The 15,193-nt window shown below is 44.8% G+C and carries 17 protein-coding genes; 10 read left to right on the top strand and 7 right to left on the bottom strand.

All coding sequences use genetic code 11. The features are described from left to right. Positions 1 to 56: 56 nt before the first annotated feature. On the bottom strand, positions 57 to 785 hold the full coding sequence (locus NIT04_RS03155) for a hypothetical protein (RefSeq protein ID WP_252502155.1): 729 nt from the start codon (positions 783 to 785) through the stop codon (positions 57 to 59). 403 nt (positions 786 to 1,188) lie between these two features. On the opposite strand from NIT04_RS03155, the gene NIT04_RS03160 reads away from it, so the two are divergent. The 3 genes from NIT04_RS03160 (at position 1,189) to NIT04_RS03170 (ending at position 3,569) form a co-directional block, all read left to right on the top strand. After that, positions 1,189 to 2,475, top strand: coding sequence for a helix-turn-helix transcriptional regulator (locus NIT04_RS03160; RefSeq protein WP_252502156.1), 1,287 nt, complete (start codon positions 1,189 to 1,191; stop codon positions 2,473 to 2,475). Further along, positions 2,472 to 2,612 (top strand): hypothetical protein, encoded by a 141-nt coding sequence (locus NIT04_RS03165; protein ID WP_252502157.1) that lies wholly within the window; start codon positions 2,472 to 2,474, stop codon positions 2,610 to 2,612. The genes NIT04_RS03160 and NIT04_RS03165 overlap by 4 nt, the downstream gene beginning before the upstream one ends. 177 nt (positions 2,613 to 2,789) lie before the next feature. Further along, positions 2,790 to 3,569 (top strand): zinc ribbon domain-containing protein, encoded by a 780-nt coding sequence (locus NIT04_RS03170; protein ID WP_252502158.1) that lies wholly within the window; start codon positions 2,790 to 2,792, stop codon positions 3,567 to 3,569. 226 nt (positions 3,570 to 3,795) lie between these two features. Here NIT04_RS03170 and NIT04_RS19060 read toward each other — a convergent pair whose 3' ends face one another. Both NIT04_RS19060 and NIT04_RS03175 read right to left on the bottom strand, forming a co-directional pair. Further along, positions 3,796 to 3,930 (bottom strand): hypothetical protein, encoded by a 135-nt coding sequence (locus NIT04_RS19060; RefSeq protein WP_256470572.1) that lies wholly within the window; start codon positions 3,928 to 3,930, stop codon positions 3,796 to 3,798. Beyond that, entirely contained in the window at positions 3,930 to 5,225 is a 1,296-nt protein-coding gene (locus NIT04_RS03175; protein WP_252502159.1) for a tetratricopeptide repeat protein, read from the bottom strand. Before NIT04_RS03175 ends, NIT04_RS19060 begins: the two co-directional genes overlap by 1 nt. 226 nt (positions 5,226 to 5,451) lie before the next feature. On the opposite strand from NIT04_RS03175, the gene NIT04_RS03180 reads away from it, so the two are divergent. Beyond that, the gene (locus tag NIT04_RS03180) at positions 5,452 to 5,619 is read left to right on the top strand and encodes a hypothetical protein (protein ID WP_252502160.1); all 168 of its coding nucleotides are present in this window, start codon (positions 5,452 to 5,454) and stop codon (positions 5,617 to 5,619) included. Positions 5,620 to 5,824: 205 nt separating this feature from the next. Here NIT04_RS03180 and NIT04_RS03185 read toward each other — a convergent pair whose 3' ends face one another. Together NIT04_RS03185 and NIT04_RS03190 are read right to left on the bottom strand one after the other, a co-directional pair. Next, positions 5,825 to 6,010, bottom strand: a complete 186-nt coding sequence (locus NIT04_RS03185) for a hypothetical protein (protein ID WP_252502161.1) — start codon at positions 6,008 to 6,010, stop codon at positions 5,825 to 5,827. Between the two features lie 358 nt (positions 6,011 to 6,368). Then, positions 6,369 to 6,923, bottom strand: a complete 555-nt coding sequence (locus NIT04_RS03190; RefSeq protein WP_252502162.1) for a GbsR/MarR family transcriptional regulator — start codon at positions 6,921 to 6,923, stop codon at positions 6,369 to 6,371. Positions 6,924 to 7,128: 205 nt separating this feature from the next. Between NIT04_RS03190 and NIT04_RS03195 the strand changes: the two genes are divergently transcribed. Genes NIT04_RS03195 through NIT04_RS03205 form a run of 3 tightly spaced genes read left to right on the top strand, consistent with a single transcriptional unit; the run spans position 7,129 to position 10,140 of the window. Next, the gene (locus NIT04_RS03195; protein WP_252502163.1) at positions 7,129 to 8,385 is read left to right on the top strand and encodes a glycine betaine/L-proline ABC transporter ATP-binding protein; all 1,257 of its coding nucleotides are present in this window, start codon (positions 7,129 to 7,131) and stop codon (positions 8,383 to 8,385) included. Next, positions 8,378 to 9,226: a proline/glycine betaine ABC transporter permease gene (locus tag NIT04_RS03200; RefSeq protein ID WP_252502164.1), complete on the top strand. Its 849-nt coding sequence runs from the start codon at positions 8,378 to 8,380 to the stop codon at positions 9,224 to 9,226. Before NIT04_RS03195 ends, NIT04_RS03200 begins: the two co-directional genes overlap by 8 nt. Beyond that, positions 9,226 to 10,140 (top strand): glycine betaine ABC transporter substrate-binding protein, encoded by a 915-nt coding sequence (locus NIT04_RS03205; protein WP_371922489.1) that lies wholly within the window; start codon positions 9,226 to 9,228, stop codon positions 10,138 to 10,140. The genes NIT04_RS03200 and NIT04_RS03205 overlap by 1 nt, the downstream gene beginning before the upstream one ends. 43 nt (positions 10,141 to 10,183) lie before the next feature. Here the strand turns inward: NIT04_RS03205 and NIT04_RS03210 are convergent, their stop codons facing one another. Beyond that, positions 10,184 to 10,609: a hypothetical protein gene (locus NIT04_RS03210; protein WP_252502165.1), complete on the bottom strand. Its 426-nt coding sequence runs from the start codon at positions 10,607 to 10,609 to the stop codon at positions 10,184 to 10,186. 212 nt (positions 10,610 to 10,821) lie between these two features. Here NIT04_RS03210 and NIT04_RS03215 point away from each other — a divergent pair, with 212 nt between their 5' ends. The 3 genes from NIT04_RS03215 to NIT04_RS03225 are packed head-to-tail and all read left to right on the top strand — an operon-like array spanning position 10,822 to position 14,376. Then, a complete protein-coding gene (locus tag NIT04_RS03215; protein ID WP_371922516.1) occupies positions 10,822 to 11,199 on the top strand; it encodes a MerR family DNA-binding transcriptional regulator in 378 nt (125 codons plus the stop codon). A 4-nt stretch (positions 11,200 to 11,203) separates the two neighbouring features. Then, complete coding sequence (locus NIT04_RS03220; protein WP_252502166.1) at positions 11,204 to 12,709, top strand: class I adenylate-forming enzyme family protein; 1,506 nt, start codon at positions 11,204 to 11,206, stop codon at positions 12,707 to 12,709. Beyond that, a complete protein-coding gene (locus tag NIT04_RS03225; RefSeq protein WP_252502167.1) occupies positions 12,706 to 14,376 on the top strand; it encodes an acyl-CoA dehydrogenase family protein in 1,671 nt (556 codons plus the stop codon). The genes NIT04_RS03220 and NIT04_RS03225 overlap by 4 nt, the downstream gene beginning before the upstream one ends. Before the next feature lie 132 nt (positions 14,377 to 14,508). On the opposite strand, the gene NIT04_RS03230 is transcribed toward NIT04_RS03225, so the two are convergent. After that, the gene (locus tag NIT04_RS03230; RefSeq protein WP_252502168.1) at positions 14,509 to 15,036 is read right to left on the bottom strand and encodes a DUF4871 domain-containing protein; all 528 of its coding nucleotides are present in this window, start codon (positions 15,034 to 15,036) and stop codon (positions 14,509 to 14,511) included. Positions 15,037 to 15,193: the final 157 nt, after the last annotated feature.

The raw sequence follows: 15,193 nt of genomic DNA on the forward strand, positions 1-15,193 counted from the left end.
GGAGCTGGCCGTAAACGGACAACTCCTTCGTAAGAATCGATTGCGTCTCGGTAATATTAAATTTGGCGGACGAATGTTGTCTGTTTCGCGTCGCGGATATCCCGAGGATAGACGCCAAATCCTTTATTTACATCCAAATCCAGTCCGCCAAACAATAAGTAAGCTGACCAGATGAGTTTGGAGCAGTTTTTCGCACCCATATGCCCCGTGTTGCGGTTGTTCATGAAGTTCAACGAGTACGGCTGTCCGATTTGGGTATACGCCCAGTTTGCTACATTTCGCTTGACTGTGCTTGTTGTGGAAACGGATTTTACGACAGCCCCTTTTTCAACCATCCTGACGTTGGCGGAAATGCTGCGGACGCCGGTTGGGAAGACCGATTCTACAATTGTGTTGCTAGTATAGTATAATCCGACATGACCATGGTCTACGAATGCTGTCGAGGCCGGTGTATAGAAGAAATCGCCGCTAGCACTCGGACCGACGATGTAGCTTGCAGATCCCCCACCTTGAACTTTATCCGTTTTGACGAAATGCTCGGCCAACAGCTTCATAATTGCTTTGGACAATTGGTTTTGTTTATCCATTTGACCGTTAGTATTCTTTTCGCTCATTCTTGTTGGAAGGACGAGCTCCTCGCCCTGTTTTTGTAGCTCCTCGACGGAAACAATCGGTTGAATCGATACCATCTCATCTTTTTGTTGCTGGACTGCTGAAGCGCGGATAGGGGACTGAACACCGATAACGAGAATTCCTGCCAATGCAAATGCAATGATTCTTTTCACGTTACTCGCTCCTTTTGCGAAGACAACTGGCCAGTTTGCCTTCAAATTATATGTTGTCCAACATACTTAAACTATAGCACGGATGATGTAATAATTAAAATTTTGCAATAATTGTGGGTTTGCTCGGAATTCTTGTATATGATTGAATGAAAAGCCGGGACCCTTTTGTGTATATGCAAAGATTAACGCTACTTGATAGGTAAATAGGCAGTTGTCTTGATGAAATGATAAAAAACTTAATAGAACAAATTGAGGAGTGAATTTTCCCTATAGTGATGGAAGAATCATTTGCCTGTCCGCAAAACAAGTACAAAAGAATGAAAATTGGGAATAGACAAACTTCGTGTTGTATATAACAAATAAGTTACGTACAATGGTGGAAAGAACGAAAAGAGGTGCCAGCATGCACATCGGCAGTCGGATACGGAGGCTGCGGGAGAGCAGAGGCCTCACTCAAAAGGAGGCGAGCTCCGGAATCATATCAACTTCCCACTATAGCAATATCGAAAGTGGTCGTTTTGAACCCTCGAGCGAAGTCCTTGAACTGCTAGCTGATCGGCTCGATGTGCCAATTAGCTATTTCCAAAGAATCCATGAAGATGATGCACTCCTCCAAAACTTATTGACGGAATATGAGGAACTGCTATCTTCGAACATGAAGGCAATTCCACAGTTTATTGACAAGCACCATAAGCGTTTTACCTATATCTCCTCCATCCATCAGGAAATTATGTTTCATTTATTGAAATACATTGAACTGGTTAAAGTAGGGCGCATCCCAGAAGCACAAGCCCATTACTCCTCAGAAGTCGCCCACATACCACAAACATTCTTTGAAAATGCCAGCAGAGCGCTCCTTGAGAAATATACGTATACATCAGGTGTGTATTACTATTTCAAAAAGGACTATAAGGCGAGCATTTCCCATTTTGAAGACGCCCTCCACTTGACGATAGAGGAATCCCTTTCGGCGAAAATAAACTACAATATTTCCTTAGCCCTCTACAAGCTTTATGATTATGGCACCGCCCATGTATATGCAAAGCGTGCAAAGGAGCAGTATTTGCATATGCATAATTGGGCGAGGTCCGGAGATTGCTATAATCTGATTGCAGCACTCTACCTCGCACAGCATAAGCCGACAGAAGCGAGACGATACATTGACAAGGGATTCAGCGTTTTGGGAAGTCCTATGTCAGGGACTCATGGCCGGCTGTATCATAATTTGGCTACCGTTTTGATGAAAGAGAACGACTATGTCCTTGCACTGAAAACGGTCAATCAATGCATTGACTTGAAAAAACAGTTGAAATGTACAACTCTCTTTGACTCGCAACTTTTGAAATTGAAGATTTTAATCCGTCTCGGTGATCTAATGGCATTGCGGGACAGTATTACTCGACTGCAAGTCTCCATCCAGAATGAACTGGAGCAAGCGAATCTCGACTATTTTGAGGCGAAATTATACCACGCCCTTGGCGAATATGATCTGTACGAACAGAAAATGAAGAATTGCATCTACCATCTACATGAAAATGAAGATTGGACTGAACTGAAGGACGCCGCCCGCCATCTATCCCTCCACTATGAAACGAACAAGAAATACAAAATCGCCTTCAAATTCCAGGAGCTTTGCATCGAGGCCTATGAGCGATTAACGATGGAGCTGAAAGGAGGTGAAGAATCGTGAAAAAGAAAGTGCTGATGATGTGCCTCATCCTTGGTTTAGCGGTATTTGCACCATCGATGAATCAAGCATACGCTAGCGATTACAGCACGCACGCACTTGGCGGACCGGATGTAGGACCACCACATGCCAAGGGGTAAATGAGAGAGTAATTTTATACTTTTACATGCACGTAACTATACGTGCTCTTTTTTTGTCTGCATAATCTAAAAATCAGTCGTAACGAACGGATTATCATAATACAGTTACTATAGAAGGCCATTACCTTGGATTGGCCACCGTAGTCTTGGATGAAGAAATAAACAGGAGGAGAAAAATTGACGTGTACGAATTGCGGGAATAAGCATGCGAACGGACGGTTTTGCGGAAGTTGCGGCAGGAGGATGGACGAGGCGGCGGAAGTCTTTCAAGATGGACAGACGGTCGTTGAGGCGACTGTAGTGAATACGGAATCAAACGTTCATCTGGAGAAAATGAGTAACCTGACGAAGGAATACTGGTCCTATTTTGTAAGACATTTGAAACACCCTTCGATCAGCCTTACAAGACAAGACGATGAGTATCGGAACGGCTTCATTTCATTGCTGCTGTATGCAACCATTGTTGGACTGTCCTTTTTCACGCTACTCAAAGGCATGGCGCTTGAATCGGTTGGTGTGGATAGTGGTCCCTCGTTTTCATCAGTCTTCTTGAATGTAGCAGGATTTACGGCAGTTTGCATCGCGATCGTTTCAATCGGTCTATTCATTATCGGTAAAAATTTTGGACCTGCCTATCCGTTTAAACAGACGTTGGAGTTATACGGCGCACACTCCTTGCCGGCCATCGTCATTGGCGTCGTCGCCCTGTTTTTACTGCTAATGAAATCATACTGGTACGGAATTTTCCTGCTGATCATCAGTTTCATCTACGTTCTCATGCTTTCACCGGGTTATGTCATAAGCGTCCTCTTATCTAAAAAACCAAAAGGAATCGATCCGCTACACGGGTACGCTGCCTACACAGTCCTCGTCATCATCCTATTCGGCCTTCTACTCAAACTCCTCGGCGACTCCACCGTCGGAACGTACCTTGCAGAACTAAGAGGAATGCTTTAATTGTGGGAATTGTTTGGGTGCCTGTGTAAGGTACATTTATGACAATTCAATAATGGTGATATTTATACAGTGAAATTTAAGGGGAACATTGATATATAGCCACCATTGGATTTCAATTATACAATTGCAATGCATAGTCAGAATTGTTTGCTGCACAGGCACCGTACTAAATATTGAGTAAAATAAAAGGGAATGCATCCATAACGGAGCATTCCTTTTCATTTAATCATTTTGCTACTGTGTAAGAGAAAGTTTTTAACACTTTTGGCATTTGGTCAGAGTTACTAGCTGAAACAGTGCTGTTTTGAACTGTCATACCTAATACAATAGCTAGTAAAAGAATCGATACAATCTTTTTCATTACAAATCCTCCCATTTTTCTTTTTTACTATAAATATAGCCATATCTAATCCCATCTCGATAAAAACTAGATGCTAGCTTATATTTCCTATTATTATAGTACCACTCTGCTAGCGCAATGCAATACTTATGAATGAATCTAAAATCTTGAATTTCCTTAAAATGTTGAATGGCAGCTTCTGTTATTTCTACAGACAATCCATGTTCGCTATGCAATGATTGATAGAAGCTGAAATGATGAAAATAAGAAATTTGGTTTTCATCATCTAATTGATGATATAATGCAATCCCTTTTTCGGCCCAATCTTTAACAAGGTTCTTTTCATTCGTTTTTGAATATTCCTCGATTAAAGAGAGAATTGTAATCAGCTTTTCAGATGGATCTATTTTATGCTCAATACTTTTATTATAGTATTCGATAGCTTGCTTGCTATTTCCCATAGCACTATTCAGAGTACCTATATTATGATAAATGATCCCTTTTTCGCTGTGCAAATTAAATTCTTCGCTAATTTGCAGGGCTTTTGAATATGCCTCCAGTGCGTCTTGGAATTTATCGCTTCTTTTATAAGAAATTCCGATGAGAATATAGCAGTCTAACACTCTACTCATCATTAGATGTTCTCGGAAAAAATTAAGTGCACGTCTAGCATGGTCAATCGAATTGAATGTATGCCCATCGGCCATATAAAACACAGCAATTATATAATTAAATTCAGCTTTTTCCCATTCGCCAAGAGGTAACGACTCCAGTTTATGGAGTATTAACTCATAATAATGTATGGCCATTTTTACGTTGCCAGTATTATAACAGAATAACCCTTTATTTAAGTGAAACAAATAAAGTTGGTATACATCAAAATTATCAATAGATTCTTCAAGTAAATTAATTTCTTGTTTGAGTTTTTCTGAATCAATTCTTACTATCATATTAAATCGAAAAGTAATAAGCGAATAAGTAAAATGTAATGAATCGTTTTCAAATAGGGGGACGTTTTGCTCAAGATACTCTAATTTCTCTCTCGTGAAATTTAAATCTCTCGCTGTCATAACTTCACGATATGTCTCCAATAACATCTTCTCAAACTCAATTTCCGTCTCCTCATCATTCTCCTGCAATTTCCCCGGGTCCATCCCAAGTCGCTCCATCAGCATTTCCGTAATGTCATCGCTCGGTTCAATCTGATTCCGTTCAATTTTGGATAAATAAGATGGCGTACAAATCCCTTTGGCCAGGACAACTTGTTTCATATCTTGCCGTACACGTTCCGCACGTATCAAATGACCTATTTTCATTCGCCGATCCCTCTCTTTATCTGCCTAATCCTAATTTACAGTATAAAGGATATTAATGCAAAGTGAGAAACTTTTCTTGAAAAAGCGAAAAAAAACGTTGTTTTTGAAAAAAATGTCCCAACCGGTTATACTTCTTTAGAAGGACGGTGCGTGATATATTAAAGTTAATAGTCCCACGCCATGGAGATTCATCGAAATAAAACAGTACAAAAGGAGTGTGAAGGGGATGACGATAGCAAGGGCAAAAGTAGAATGCGATATGGAATTCCTGGACATCGAGATCATGAAGATGAAGATGGAACTCTTACAATTTGTGAAGAAGATGCAATCCAATGGTTTATTGAAATCCGTTGATTACGATGAATTGACAAATACGCTGAGTCCAAGTGAATAATTTTTGGAGATGAAGGTGACTGACATTCGAGGAATGTTGCAGTCACTTTTTTGATTATATACGTAAAAAAGCACTGAAATATGCATAAATGTCTTTGGACATTCATATATATGTCGAAATACTCATAAACAGTCCTTTATACATAAGATGTCAAAGAAAGTAGAAAAAGCTGTTTCGAAGTGAATTCCGACTTCGAAACAGCTTTTTAAGATCCTCTTGTCCTTTTGACGCCGATGATCATGAGTCCGACGGCGCTTGTTACATTGAGCAGAACGCCCAAGATGAGAAAGCTCCATTCAACGACGTTCGGAAGCGAAAGGGTTAAGGATAACACGAGTGATATTGAGCCGATAACGAGCAAAAGCATTAGTATCGGTATCTTTTTTTGCATAAGAATGCCTCCTTTTGCAATGCAGACGCGTATTTAAGGGTAATATAACTGCTTTGCGAATGCAATGGGATTCACGTTTTCGTTTATGCGTCACTTCAGGAATTTATGCGCCTTTCCAACGCTTTATGCGTTTCTGCGGCGTTTTATGCGTAGATTAAGACATTTATGCGCAGTTATCTAGATTTATGCGTAGATTTCCGAATTTATGCGTATCTACAAGGTTTTATGCTTCATTAATAGCAATATTGCGTTTCTGAAGCTATTCATGCGTCGTTTCAAGCTTTTATACGTATGTTGCACAATTTAAAAAAGGTGGTCCCTTTTCGCAGGGGCCGCCTTTTTGGTTGGAGATCTTCTATTAATCCCTTACTGTCTCCTCATGTTCCTTGAGGGGGACGAGGTCGAAGATGTCGTGGTCTTCGAAGGCGTCGACAAGTCGGTCGAGCCATTCAAAGTAGTCGCGGACATATTTGAGCTTCTCGATGTCCGTTTCCACAATCGCTTTCAGATCTTCGCTGATGTCGGGATTGTTGTTCAACTGTTCCAGCTCGCGCAGCGATTTTCTGACGGCGACGGAGTGGAGTGAAATGGATCTGCGCCACTTAATAGAAAATAGATTGATAAAACTTTGGTACCAATCGTCTTTCACCTGATACAAGTCTTTGCGGACGCCACGTATCCATGCCCGTTCGACTAATTTCAGTTCGGCGAGCGCCCTGACGGATGTGCTCATGCTCGTCTTGCTCATGCCGAGTTCTTCAGTCATGTCGTCCAATGTCATCGGCTCGTCATGGAAGAACATTGTGCCGTACTGTCTACCGGCAGAAGGTGTGAGACCGTATAGATGTATGTTTTGCGCGATCGTTTCGATGATTCGCTCGCGTGCTTTGTCGAGTGTTTCTTTACCGTCCATAGTGCATTCCCTCCGCTGTCTGGGATTAATTTTCCCCAATCACTAACCTAAGCGTATTATACCCTCATTTCAAGTGTAACGATAAGTTTACACTTTGTACAGTTTTTACCGTACGGACAATTTATAACGAAATAACGGTTGTAAAGTAAAATCTTTATGCATATACTAGTAGACGATGAGTTTTGAAAATTTAGGGAGTGTACACATGGTAGAAATACGAAAGAAAATCGAAGTGGTCAACACGACGAAAATCTTCGGAAAAAACAGCAGGCGCGCGGCGCAGCTGTTGAATGAGGGGAAGTCGAAGAGTGAAATCCTCAAGTCCACAGGCGCGACGATAGGTGTGAAAAACGCTACGTTCGACGTCTATGAAGGTGAGATATTCGTCATCATGGGGCTGTCAGGAAGCGGGAAATCCACATTAGTGCGGATGCTGAACCGGTTGATCGATCCGACGATGGGCTCGATCCGCATCGACGGTGAAGACATTGTCGGCATGAATAAAGAGCAGCTTCGTCAAGTGAGACGGAAGAAAATCGGGATGGTGTTCCAGAATTTTGCCCTTTTCCCGCATAAGACGATTCTTGAGAACACGGAGTATGGACTTGAAATCCAAGGGATTGCAAAAGCGGAACGAAAATCGAAGGCGATCGAGTCGTTGCGGCTCGTCGGACTTGCCGGCTATGAAGAGCAATACCCGAACCAGCTGAGCGGCGGGATGCAACAGCGGGTCGGATTGGCACGCGCGCTTGCGAATGATCCCGATGTGCTGCTCATGGATGAAGCATTCAGTGCCCTCGATCCGTTAATCCGGAAAGATATGCAGGATGAGCTCCTACAGCTGCACCATGACATGGGGAAAACGATTATCTTCATTACCCATGATTTGGACGAGGCGCTCCGCATCGGCGACCGCATCGCGTTAATGAAGGACGGAGATATCGTCCAAATCGGAACACCTGAAGAGATATTGATGAGTCCTTCGAATAAATACGTGGAACGTTTCGTCGAAGATGTCGACCTATCGAAAGTGCTGACGGCGGGCCATATTATGAAAAAAGCGGATATGGTGCAAATCGACAGGGGAGCCCGCGTTGCATTGCGCCTTATGAAACGGCAAGGGATTTCTTCTATTTACGTTGTCGATAAAGGAAATCGGCTTCTTGGTGCCGTTACAGCACAGGATGCCAGTGAAGCAACGGAAACGGGGAAGTCATTGGAGGACGTCCTAATCACGGACATTCCGACGATTTCTCCGGACACCGTATTGACCGAGCTGTTCGATACGGTATCGACGACACAAATTCCGGTTGCGGTCGTGAATGAAGAGCACCATCTGCAAGGCATTATCATTCGTGGTGCACTGATTGGCGCATTGGCTGGCGATGGAAAGTTTATTAATAGTGACCGGAAAGTTGATTCGGAAGAGTTGCTGGAAATCGAGGTGAGCAACATTGGATAATTTATTGCCACGTTTGCCATTCGCCAGTTGGATCGATGATGGCGTCGATTGGCTTGTAACCCATTTCGGCTCTGTGTTCGACGGCATCTCCGCGTTCTTGAAAGGCATCGTCGAAGGGGCAGTCGACTGGATGGGAATGGTCCCGTCCATAGTGCTTGCTGTCTTGTTCGCATTGCTTGCTTGGTTCATTTCCACACGACGGATTGCAATTTTTACATTGGTCGGGTTGTTGTTCATTGATTACCTCGGCTATTGGCATCCGATGCTGCAAATGCTGTCGCTTGTTATAACTTCGGTCGTCATTGCGCTCGTCATCGGTATTCCGCTTGGCATATGGGCATCCCAGAAGTCGGCGGTGAAGAAGATCATTAATCCGATTTTGGACTTGATGCAGACGATGCCGGCATTCGTCTATTTATTGCCAGCCATATTCTTTTTCAATATCGGCGTCGTACCAGGCGTCGTCGCATCGGTTATCTTCTCGATGCCACCGACAATCCGGTTAACGATGCTCGGAATCGAGCAAGTGCCGAAAGATTTGATCGAAGCGACCGAAGCATTCGGTTCGACGACGTGGCAGCGGCTTTTGAAAGTGCAAATACCGCTCGCTCAACCGACAATCATGGCAGGGGTCAATCAAAGCATCATGCTGTCCTTATCGATGGTCGTCATCGCGTCGATGGTCGGTGCGCCGGGACTCGGTGAAGAAGTGTACAGGGCGGTGACCCAGTTGAAGACGGGCGTAGGCTTTGAAACGGGTCTTTCGATCGTCATCGTCGCCATCATCCTTGACCGGATTACACAGCACGCAGGCAAGAAAAAACAAGGGGGAACTATTTAATGAATTTGACAAAGAAATTGTTTGGACTAGGAGCAGCAGCAATACTCGCATTAGGTTTGGCCGCTTGCGGAAATGATGATAAAGCTGACGGCAAATCGACTTCAGGCGGAGATGGATCGGCATCGGTAGGCGAATCCGTCGATTATAAAATCACGGGAATCGACCCGGGCGCGGGCATCATGGAAGCGACCGATAGAGCAATCAAAGATTACGAGCTCGATAAATGGGACGTAACGACGGGATCGGGCGCGGCGATGACTGCGGCGTTGAAAAAAGCGTATGACACTGAACAGCCAATCATCGTTACAGGTTGGACGCCTCACTGGAAATTCGCGAAGTTCGACTTGAAATACTTGGAGGATCCTAAAGGTTCATTCGGCGGGGAAGAGCAGATCCGTACTATCGGCAGAATAGGACTTGCGGAAGACTTGCCGGAAGCCCATCAAATCCTTTCGAACTTCAATTGGTCTGAAGAGGACATGGGTGAAGTGATGGTTGCCATTCAGGAAGGCGAAAAAGAGGAAGTCGCTGCACAGAACTGGATTGACGCCAATGCAGACAAAGTTGCGGAATGGACAGACGGCGTGGACAAAGTAGACGGCGATGCCATCAAGCTTGCTTATGTTGCATGGGATAGTGAAATCGCAAGCCATAACGTCATCAAACTCGTACTTGAAGATATGGGATACAAAGTTACATTGACGCAAGTCGAAGCAGGTCCACTTTGGACGGCAATTGCTGACGGAAGCGCGGATGCATCGCTTGCGGCATGGTTGCCGGTGACGCATGCAACATATGCGGAAAAATTCGACGGTAAATTCGAAGAGCTTGGCATCAATATGGAAGGCGTGAAAATTGGACTCGTCGTTCCACAATATATGGACATCGATTCGATCGAAGATTTGAAGAAATAAGGTAAGAAAGGCAGCCCGCTACTAGCGTGGGCTGCCTGTTTTTTTATGCTTCATGTTCAACTGCATTGTATTGTTCATTGAACTCTTTAATACAAGGAAATATATAGTTCAATTGCCCTTCGTGATACGTGAAGGTATGTAGTAAACGGTCAGTTTGCCGATCAATGAACTTTTGCGGAACTGGAACTGAGATGCTTGTGTCATCATCGAAAACGACATTGGTAAGATACTCATCCACTTTATATGTTTTGAAGGAGCCATTAAAAATCCATACACATTCGATATGGTCTGACGGTTCCGTTTGTAAGATGACTTTCGAACCGGGTAGTTTCTCTAGAAACTCCATAGGTGTGAGAGTAGAAGAATAAGTACCATGTGTCGTGAATATCTCCGACAAGCCAGCAGATGTTTTCGCCCAACGCAATGCGTTAACAGTCCGATGATCATGCAAAAAATGTTTACAAGACATAATATATCCTCCTTTTGGTTTAGTTACTTTTCATTATAGCATGACTAATTTGAAAAATATAGTCAAATTGTTACAATATCTTCTAATTTAGGATTATTACTGTTACACGTGCATATTTCTAGAACACACTTAATGGTTTATTAAAACAACTGCTTGACCTTTACGTTAACGTCAATGCTATATTCATAGGAAAGGCTGAAGGGGTGGTGAAGCTGAAGACGATTACGGAAGTGGCGGAATCATTCGGGGTGTCGACACGTACAATTCGGTATTATGAGGAAATTGGGCTGCTCGCGCCAGAACGGTCGGAGGGGAATCAACGGCTCTATACGAATGCCGAGCTTGCGAAGCTGAAGCTTATATTCCGCGGTAAGCGATACGGGTTTTCATTGGACGACATCAAGGAGATGGTGCTGCTGTTCGACAAGGATCGGACAGGGCGCAAACAGCTTGAGGTGACGATCGAATACGGCAAACGGCGTATTGGGGAAATCGATCGGAAAATCCGGGAGTTGCAGGAAATGAAGGCTGAAATGGAAGAGTTGCTCGATGAATTCACTGAAAAATTGGATAGTTCGAAAGGGGAATGAAGGGATGAACAGTTCACAGCTGTTGGAGAGAAATGCAAGGAAGTACCCGGAAACGGAAGCCGTCGTCAGCATGGGGAAGCGGACGACGTACAAGGAATTGGACAACCGCGTCAACCGGTTTGGCCATGCGCTTCAGAAGGAGGGCATTCGTAAGGGAGCGAAAGTGGCGTTATTCTTGCCGAATACCGAGGAATTCTTAGTCGCCTATTTCGCCGTTCAGCGTATTGGCGCGATTGTTGTTCCGATCAACGTCAAGCTGACGACGGAAGAATTGACGTATGTGCTGAACCATTCGGATGCAGAAGCGCTCATTGTGCATGAATTGCTGTTTGAAACTGTGAAATCATTGCAATCTCCATCTATTTTAATCATAACAGGCGAAGCGTCCGGAAACTGGAGAAGCTTCGAAACGCTTATCCAAAACGGAGACGACAAACCGATACTATGCAGCTTGAAAGAAGACGATGAATCGACAATCCTGTACACGTCCGGAACGACAGGAAATCCAAAAGGGGTGCTGTTCAGCTATCGAAACATCCTCACCGTCGCTTCGATGATCGCCGTCGAAATGGAGTTCAAGCCTGAAAGCCGCGTCCTCCTCATGATGCCGCTCAGCCATTCGGCACCTCTCCATTTATTCATGATGGCAGGCATGTATGTCGGCGCAACGCTTGTCCTCACACCGACTTTCACACCTGACCTCCTAATCGACACGGTGGAAAAGGAGAGGACGACCCATTTCTTCGGCGCGCCCGTCGCCTATTTACTCACAGCGGGACAGTCGCGATTGAAGGAGGCGGACCTGTCCTCGATGAAATGGTGGATTTACGGCGGGGCGCCGCTATCTTCGAATGAAGTGAACATGGTGCAAAACGCTTTCCGGACGGACAATCTAGTTTGTGTATACGGTCTGACGGAAGCGGGTCCGAGCGGCTCATTGCTACTTGCGGATGAGCATGCAACAAAATCCGGCAGCATCGGACGACGGGCACCGTTGCATACGGAGCTTCGGATTGTGAATGAACACGGCGACGACGTTTCACCAGGTGAAATCGGCGAAATCGTCCTTCTCGGGGAAGGGAATATGCTCGGATATTATAAAAACGAGGAAGCTACGAAGGAGGCATTCATTGGAGAATGGCTTAAGACAGGCGACTTGGCGAAATTTGATGAGGACGGCTATATATGGATTGTCGACCGAAAAAAAGACTTGATCATTTCGGGCGGCGTCAATATTTATCCGAAAGAGATCGAGGAGACAATCCTCCGCTATCCGGGAATCCGCGAAGTTGCGGTCGTCGGCGTGCCGCATCCTGAATGGGGCGAAACGGTGAAAGCAGTGTTCGCTGCAACGAATCCGGTCGACAGTGAGGAATTAAAAGCGTTCCTCCACGAGCACCTCGCCAAATACAAAGTGCCGCGTCTATACGAACAAGTCGAAGCATTGCCGCGGAACGCCTCCGGGAAAATACTGAAGCAGCCATTAAGGGAAGGGGTGACCGTCTCATGAAGGTTGTACAGGAAGCGGAAACGATCAATACCGACAACTTTTTTGAAGGCGACGACACGCTCCGATTGATACTCGAAGAGCATTTAAAAGGACCATTCCTTGAGTACGCGAAACGCGAACTTTCCCTTTTCGGGGAGCAATGCGCGAATGCGATAGATGCGCGTGCAAAGCATACCGACCGTGAAGGGGAGCCGCGTCTCATCCGGTACGACAAATTCGGAGAGGAAGTTTCCGACGTATGGGTGAATGAAGGGTACCGGAACACTGTACAGGAAACGTATGATACAGGCATTGTCGGATATGTCCATAAAGAAATTCCGGAGCTTGGCCATAAAGGGAATTATACGTATAGCTTTGCGCAAGGCTATTTGCTGTCGCATGCGGAACCAGGTTTTTATTGCCCCGTCACGCTGACGATGGCGACTGCCTATATGCTCGACCATTATGCAGATGAATATGTGAAAAGCCTATTCCTCAACAATGTCTGTTCGACAGGGGAAGTTCCGCTGTACGAAGGCGCGACGTTTCTGACAGAGCGTCAAGGTGGCTCGGATGTCGGGGCGAATGTCGTGAAGGCGGTAAAGGACGGTGACCAGTACCGGTTATACGGTGAGAAATATTTTGCCTCGAACGCTGGCATGGCGGGAGTGGCAATGGTACTTGCGAGAATCGAAGGAGCACAGGACGGGTCACGCGGATTGACGTTGTTCGCGGTTCCGTGGCGCCAGGAAGACGGCAAATTGAACGGGCTCCGCATCCGCCGGTTGAAGGATAAACTCGGGGTGCGGGCCGTCCCTTCCGGAGAAGTCGAATTCGACGGTGCGCTCGCCTATGTAGTAGGGGATCCGTCGAAAGGCTTTTACTACATGATGGAAGCCCTTAATCTGTCGCGCATTTGCAACGCGGTCGCTTCCGTCGGCATCATGCGGCGTGCCTTGTTGGAGTCAACAGCGTACGCAACCCGCCGGAATGCATTCGGCCGCCGGCTCACCGATTATCCGATGGTGCAGGATACGCTCGGAAAATTGGCGGCACGGCTTCATGTCGAAGTGGCAACCGTCTTTGATTTCATCAAATTGTATGAACGTGTCACGGAAGGTGCTGCGTCCGAACGTGAAAAGGTCCTCAACCGCCTTTTCATTGCGCTCATCAAAAAGGAGACGGCTGAGCAAGCGATCCACTTCGCCCATGAAGCGATCGAAATGCATGGCGGCAATGGCTATATCGAGGATTTCGTCACGCCGCGCCTGCTGCGGGATGCACAAGTGCTCACAGTGTGGGAAGGCACCGCCAATATTTTAGGGCTTGAACTTATCCGTCTTGTAAATAAGTTCGAGGCCCACAAACTGTTCATTGACGAAATGCGCAATCGCCTCGTCGTCGTAAGTGACACCGAGTCGAAGAAAGCGCTGCTGGTGAAATTAACTAATCTCTCCACTGACCTTTCAGCATTTGCAGGTTACGATAACGCACTCCAAACATTCGAAGCAAAAGGACTCATGAAGCGGATGGCGCATCTGTACGAAAGTGTCGTCGCACTTGAATTTGCGATGAAACATGGCGGCAAGTTTGAGAAGTTGGCGGAAGTATATATCGAAGATACTTGGTCTTTGCGGAAAGTTGGAGAGGAAATGAAGACTGTCGCTTATTTTGACCAGATCATTTGAATGAAAGGAAGTCGGCTGTCAATTTCCCTAGACGATTAAATCGCATAAGAAAACGCAGAGGTAGTAACACCACTGCGTTTTTTCTCTATTATTTGTTGGATAATTGATTAAAGCCTTTATGTTGAGTATGGGTTAACCTTCTACTACATTTACAACAATTTCTCCAAAAAAATTTTCATCAAAATATACTTTTAATTTCCATAATCCTGATGTTTGAAACTCCATTCCAGATGGAATATGTGTGTCAGCTCCATTATTTGAGCTTAACCCCATATTTGGATACTCCCAAACTTTTTCACTAGTAGGCATTCCCATATTTTGAAGTAAGACTTTGTGTTCTTCACCTTCTTCGTTAATACCAATTACCTTAAAATTTCCGTTTAATTCTTCATCTTTACCCCAAAAATGCCACATATACTTATTTTCTATTCCTTTAATGATAGGTTCTGCTTCAACTTCCCCTTCATTTCCCGAACCGATTAAAAAACCCAATCTTCCTTCCTCTCCGATTAATACATACGTTCCTTTAGTGCCGTTGCCGAAAGTAATTGGTATTTCGAAAGTCGGGCTAACCTCCCATTCTTCTTGAACAACTGTCCTTCCCTCAGAACACCCTGCTAAGAATACGGTCAATAATAAACCTAAAATAATTTTTTTCATTTTAACCTCCTTTTGTTATTAGACGATATTACATAAGTTGACTACCGGGTATTTTGACTATTATTAATTTTACAACATCTCTTTTATCATATGCCTCTTGCGAAAAATGAATGTTTCCCCAAGTTCCCCCAGCATTTGACAATATAATCTGTCGATG

The sequence above is a fragment of the Sporosarcina sp. Marseille-Q4943 genome (genome assembly GCF_943736995.1).
In the GTDB taxonomy this organism is placed as follows: domain Bacteria; phylum Bacillota; class Bacilli; order Bacillales_A; family Planococcaceae; genus Sporosarcina.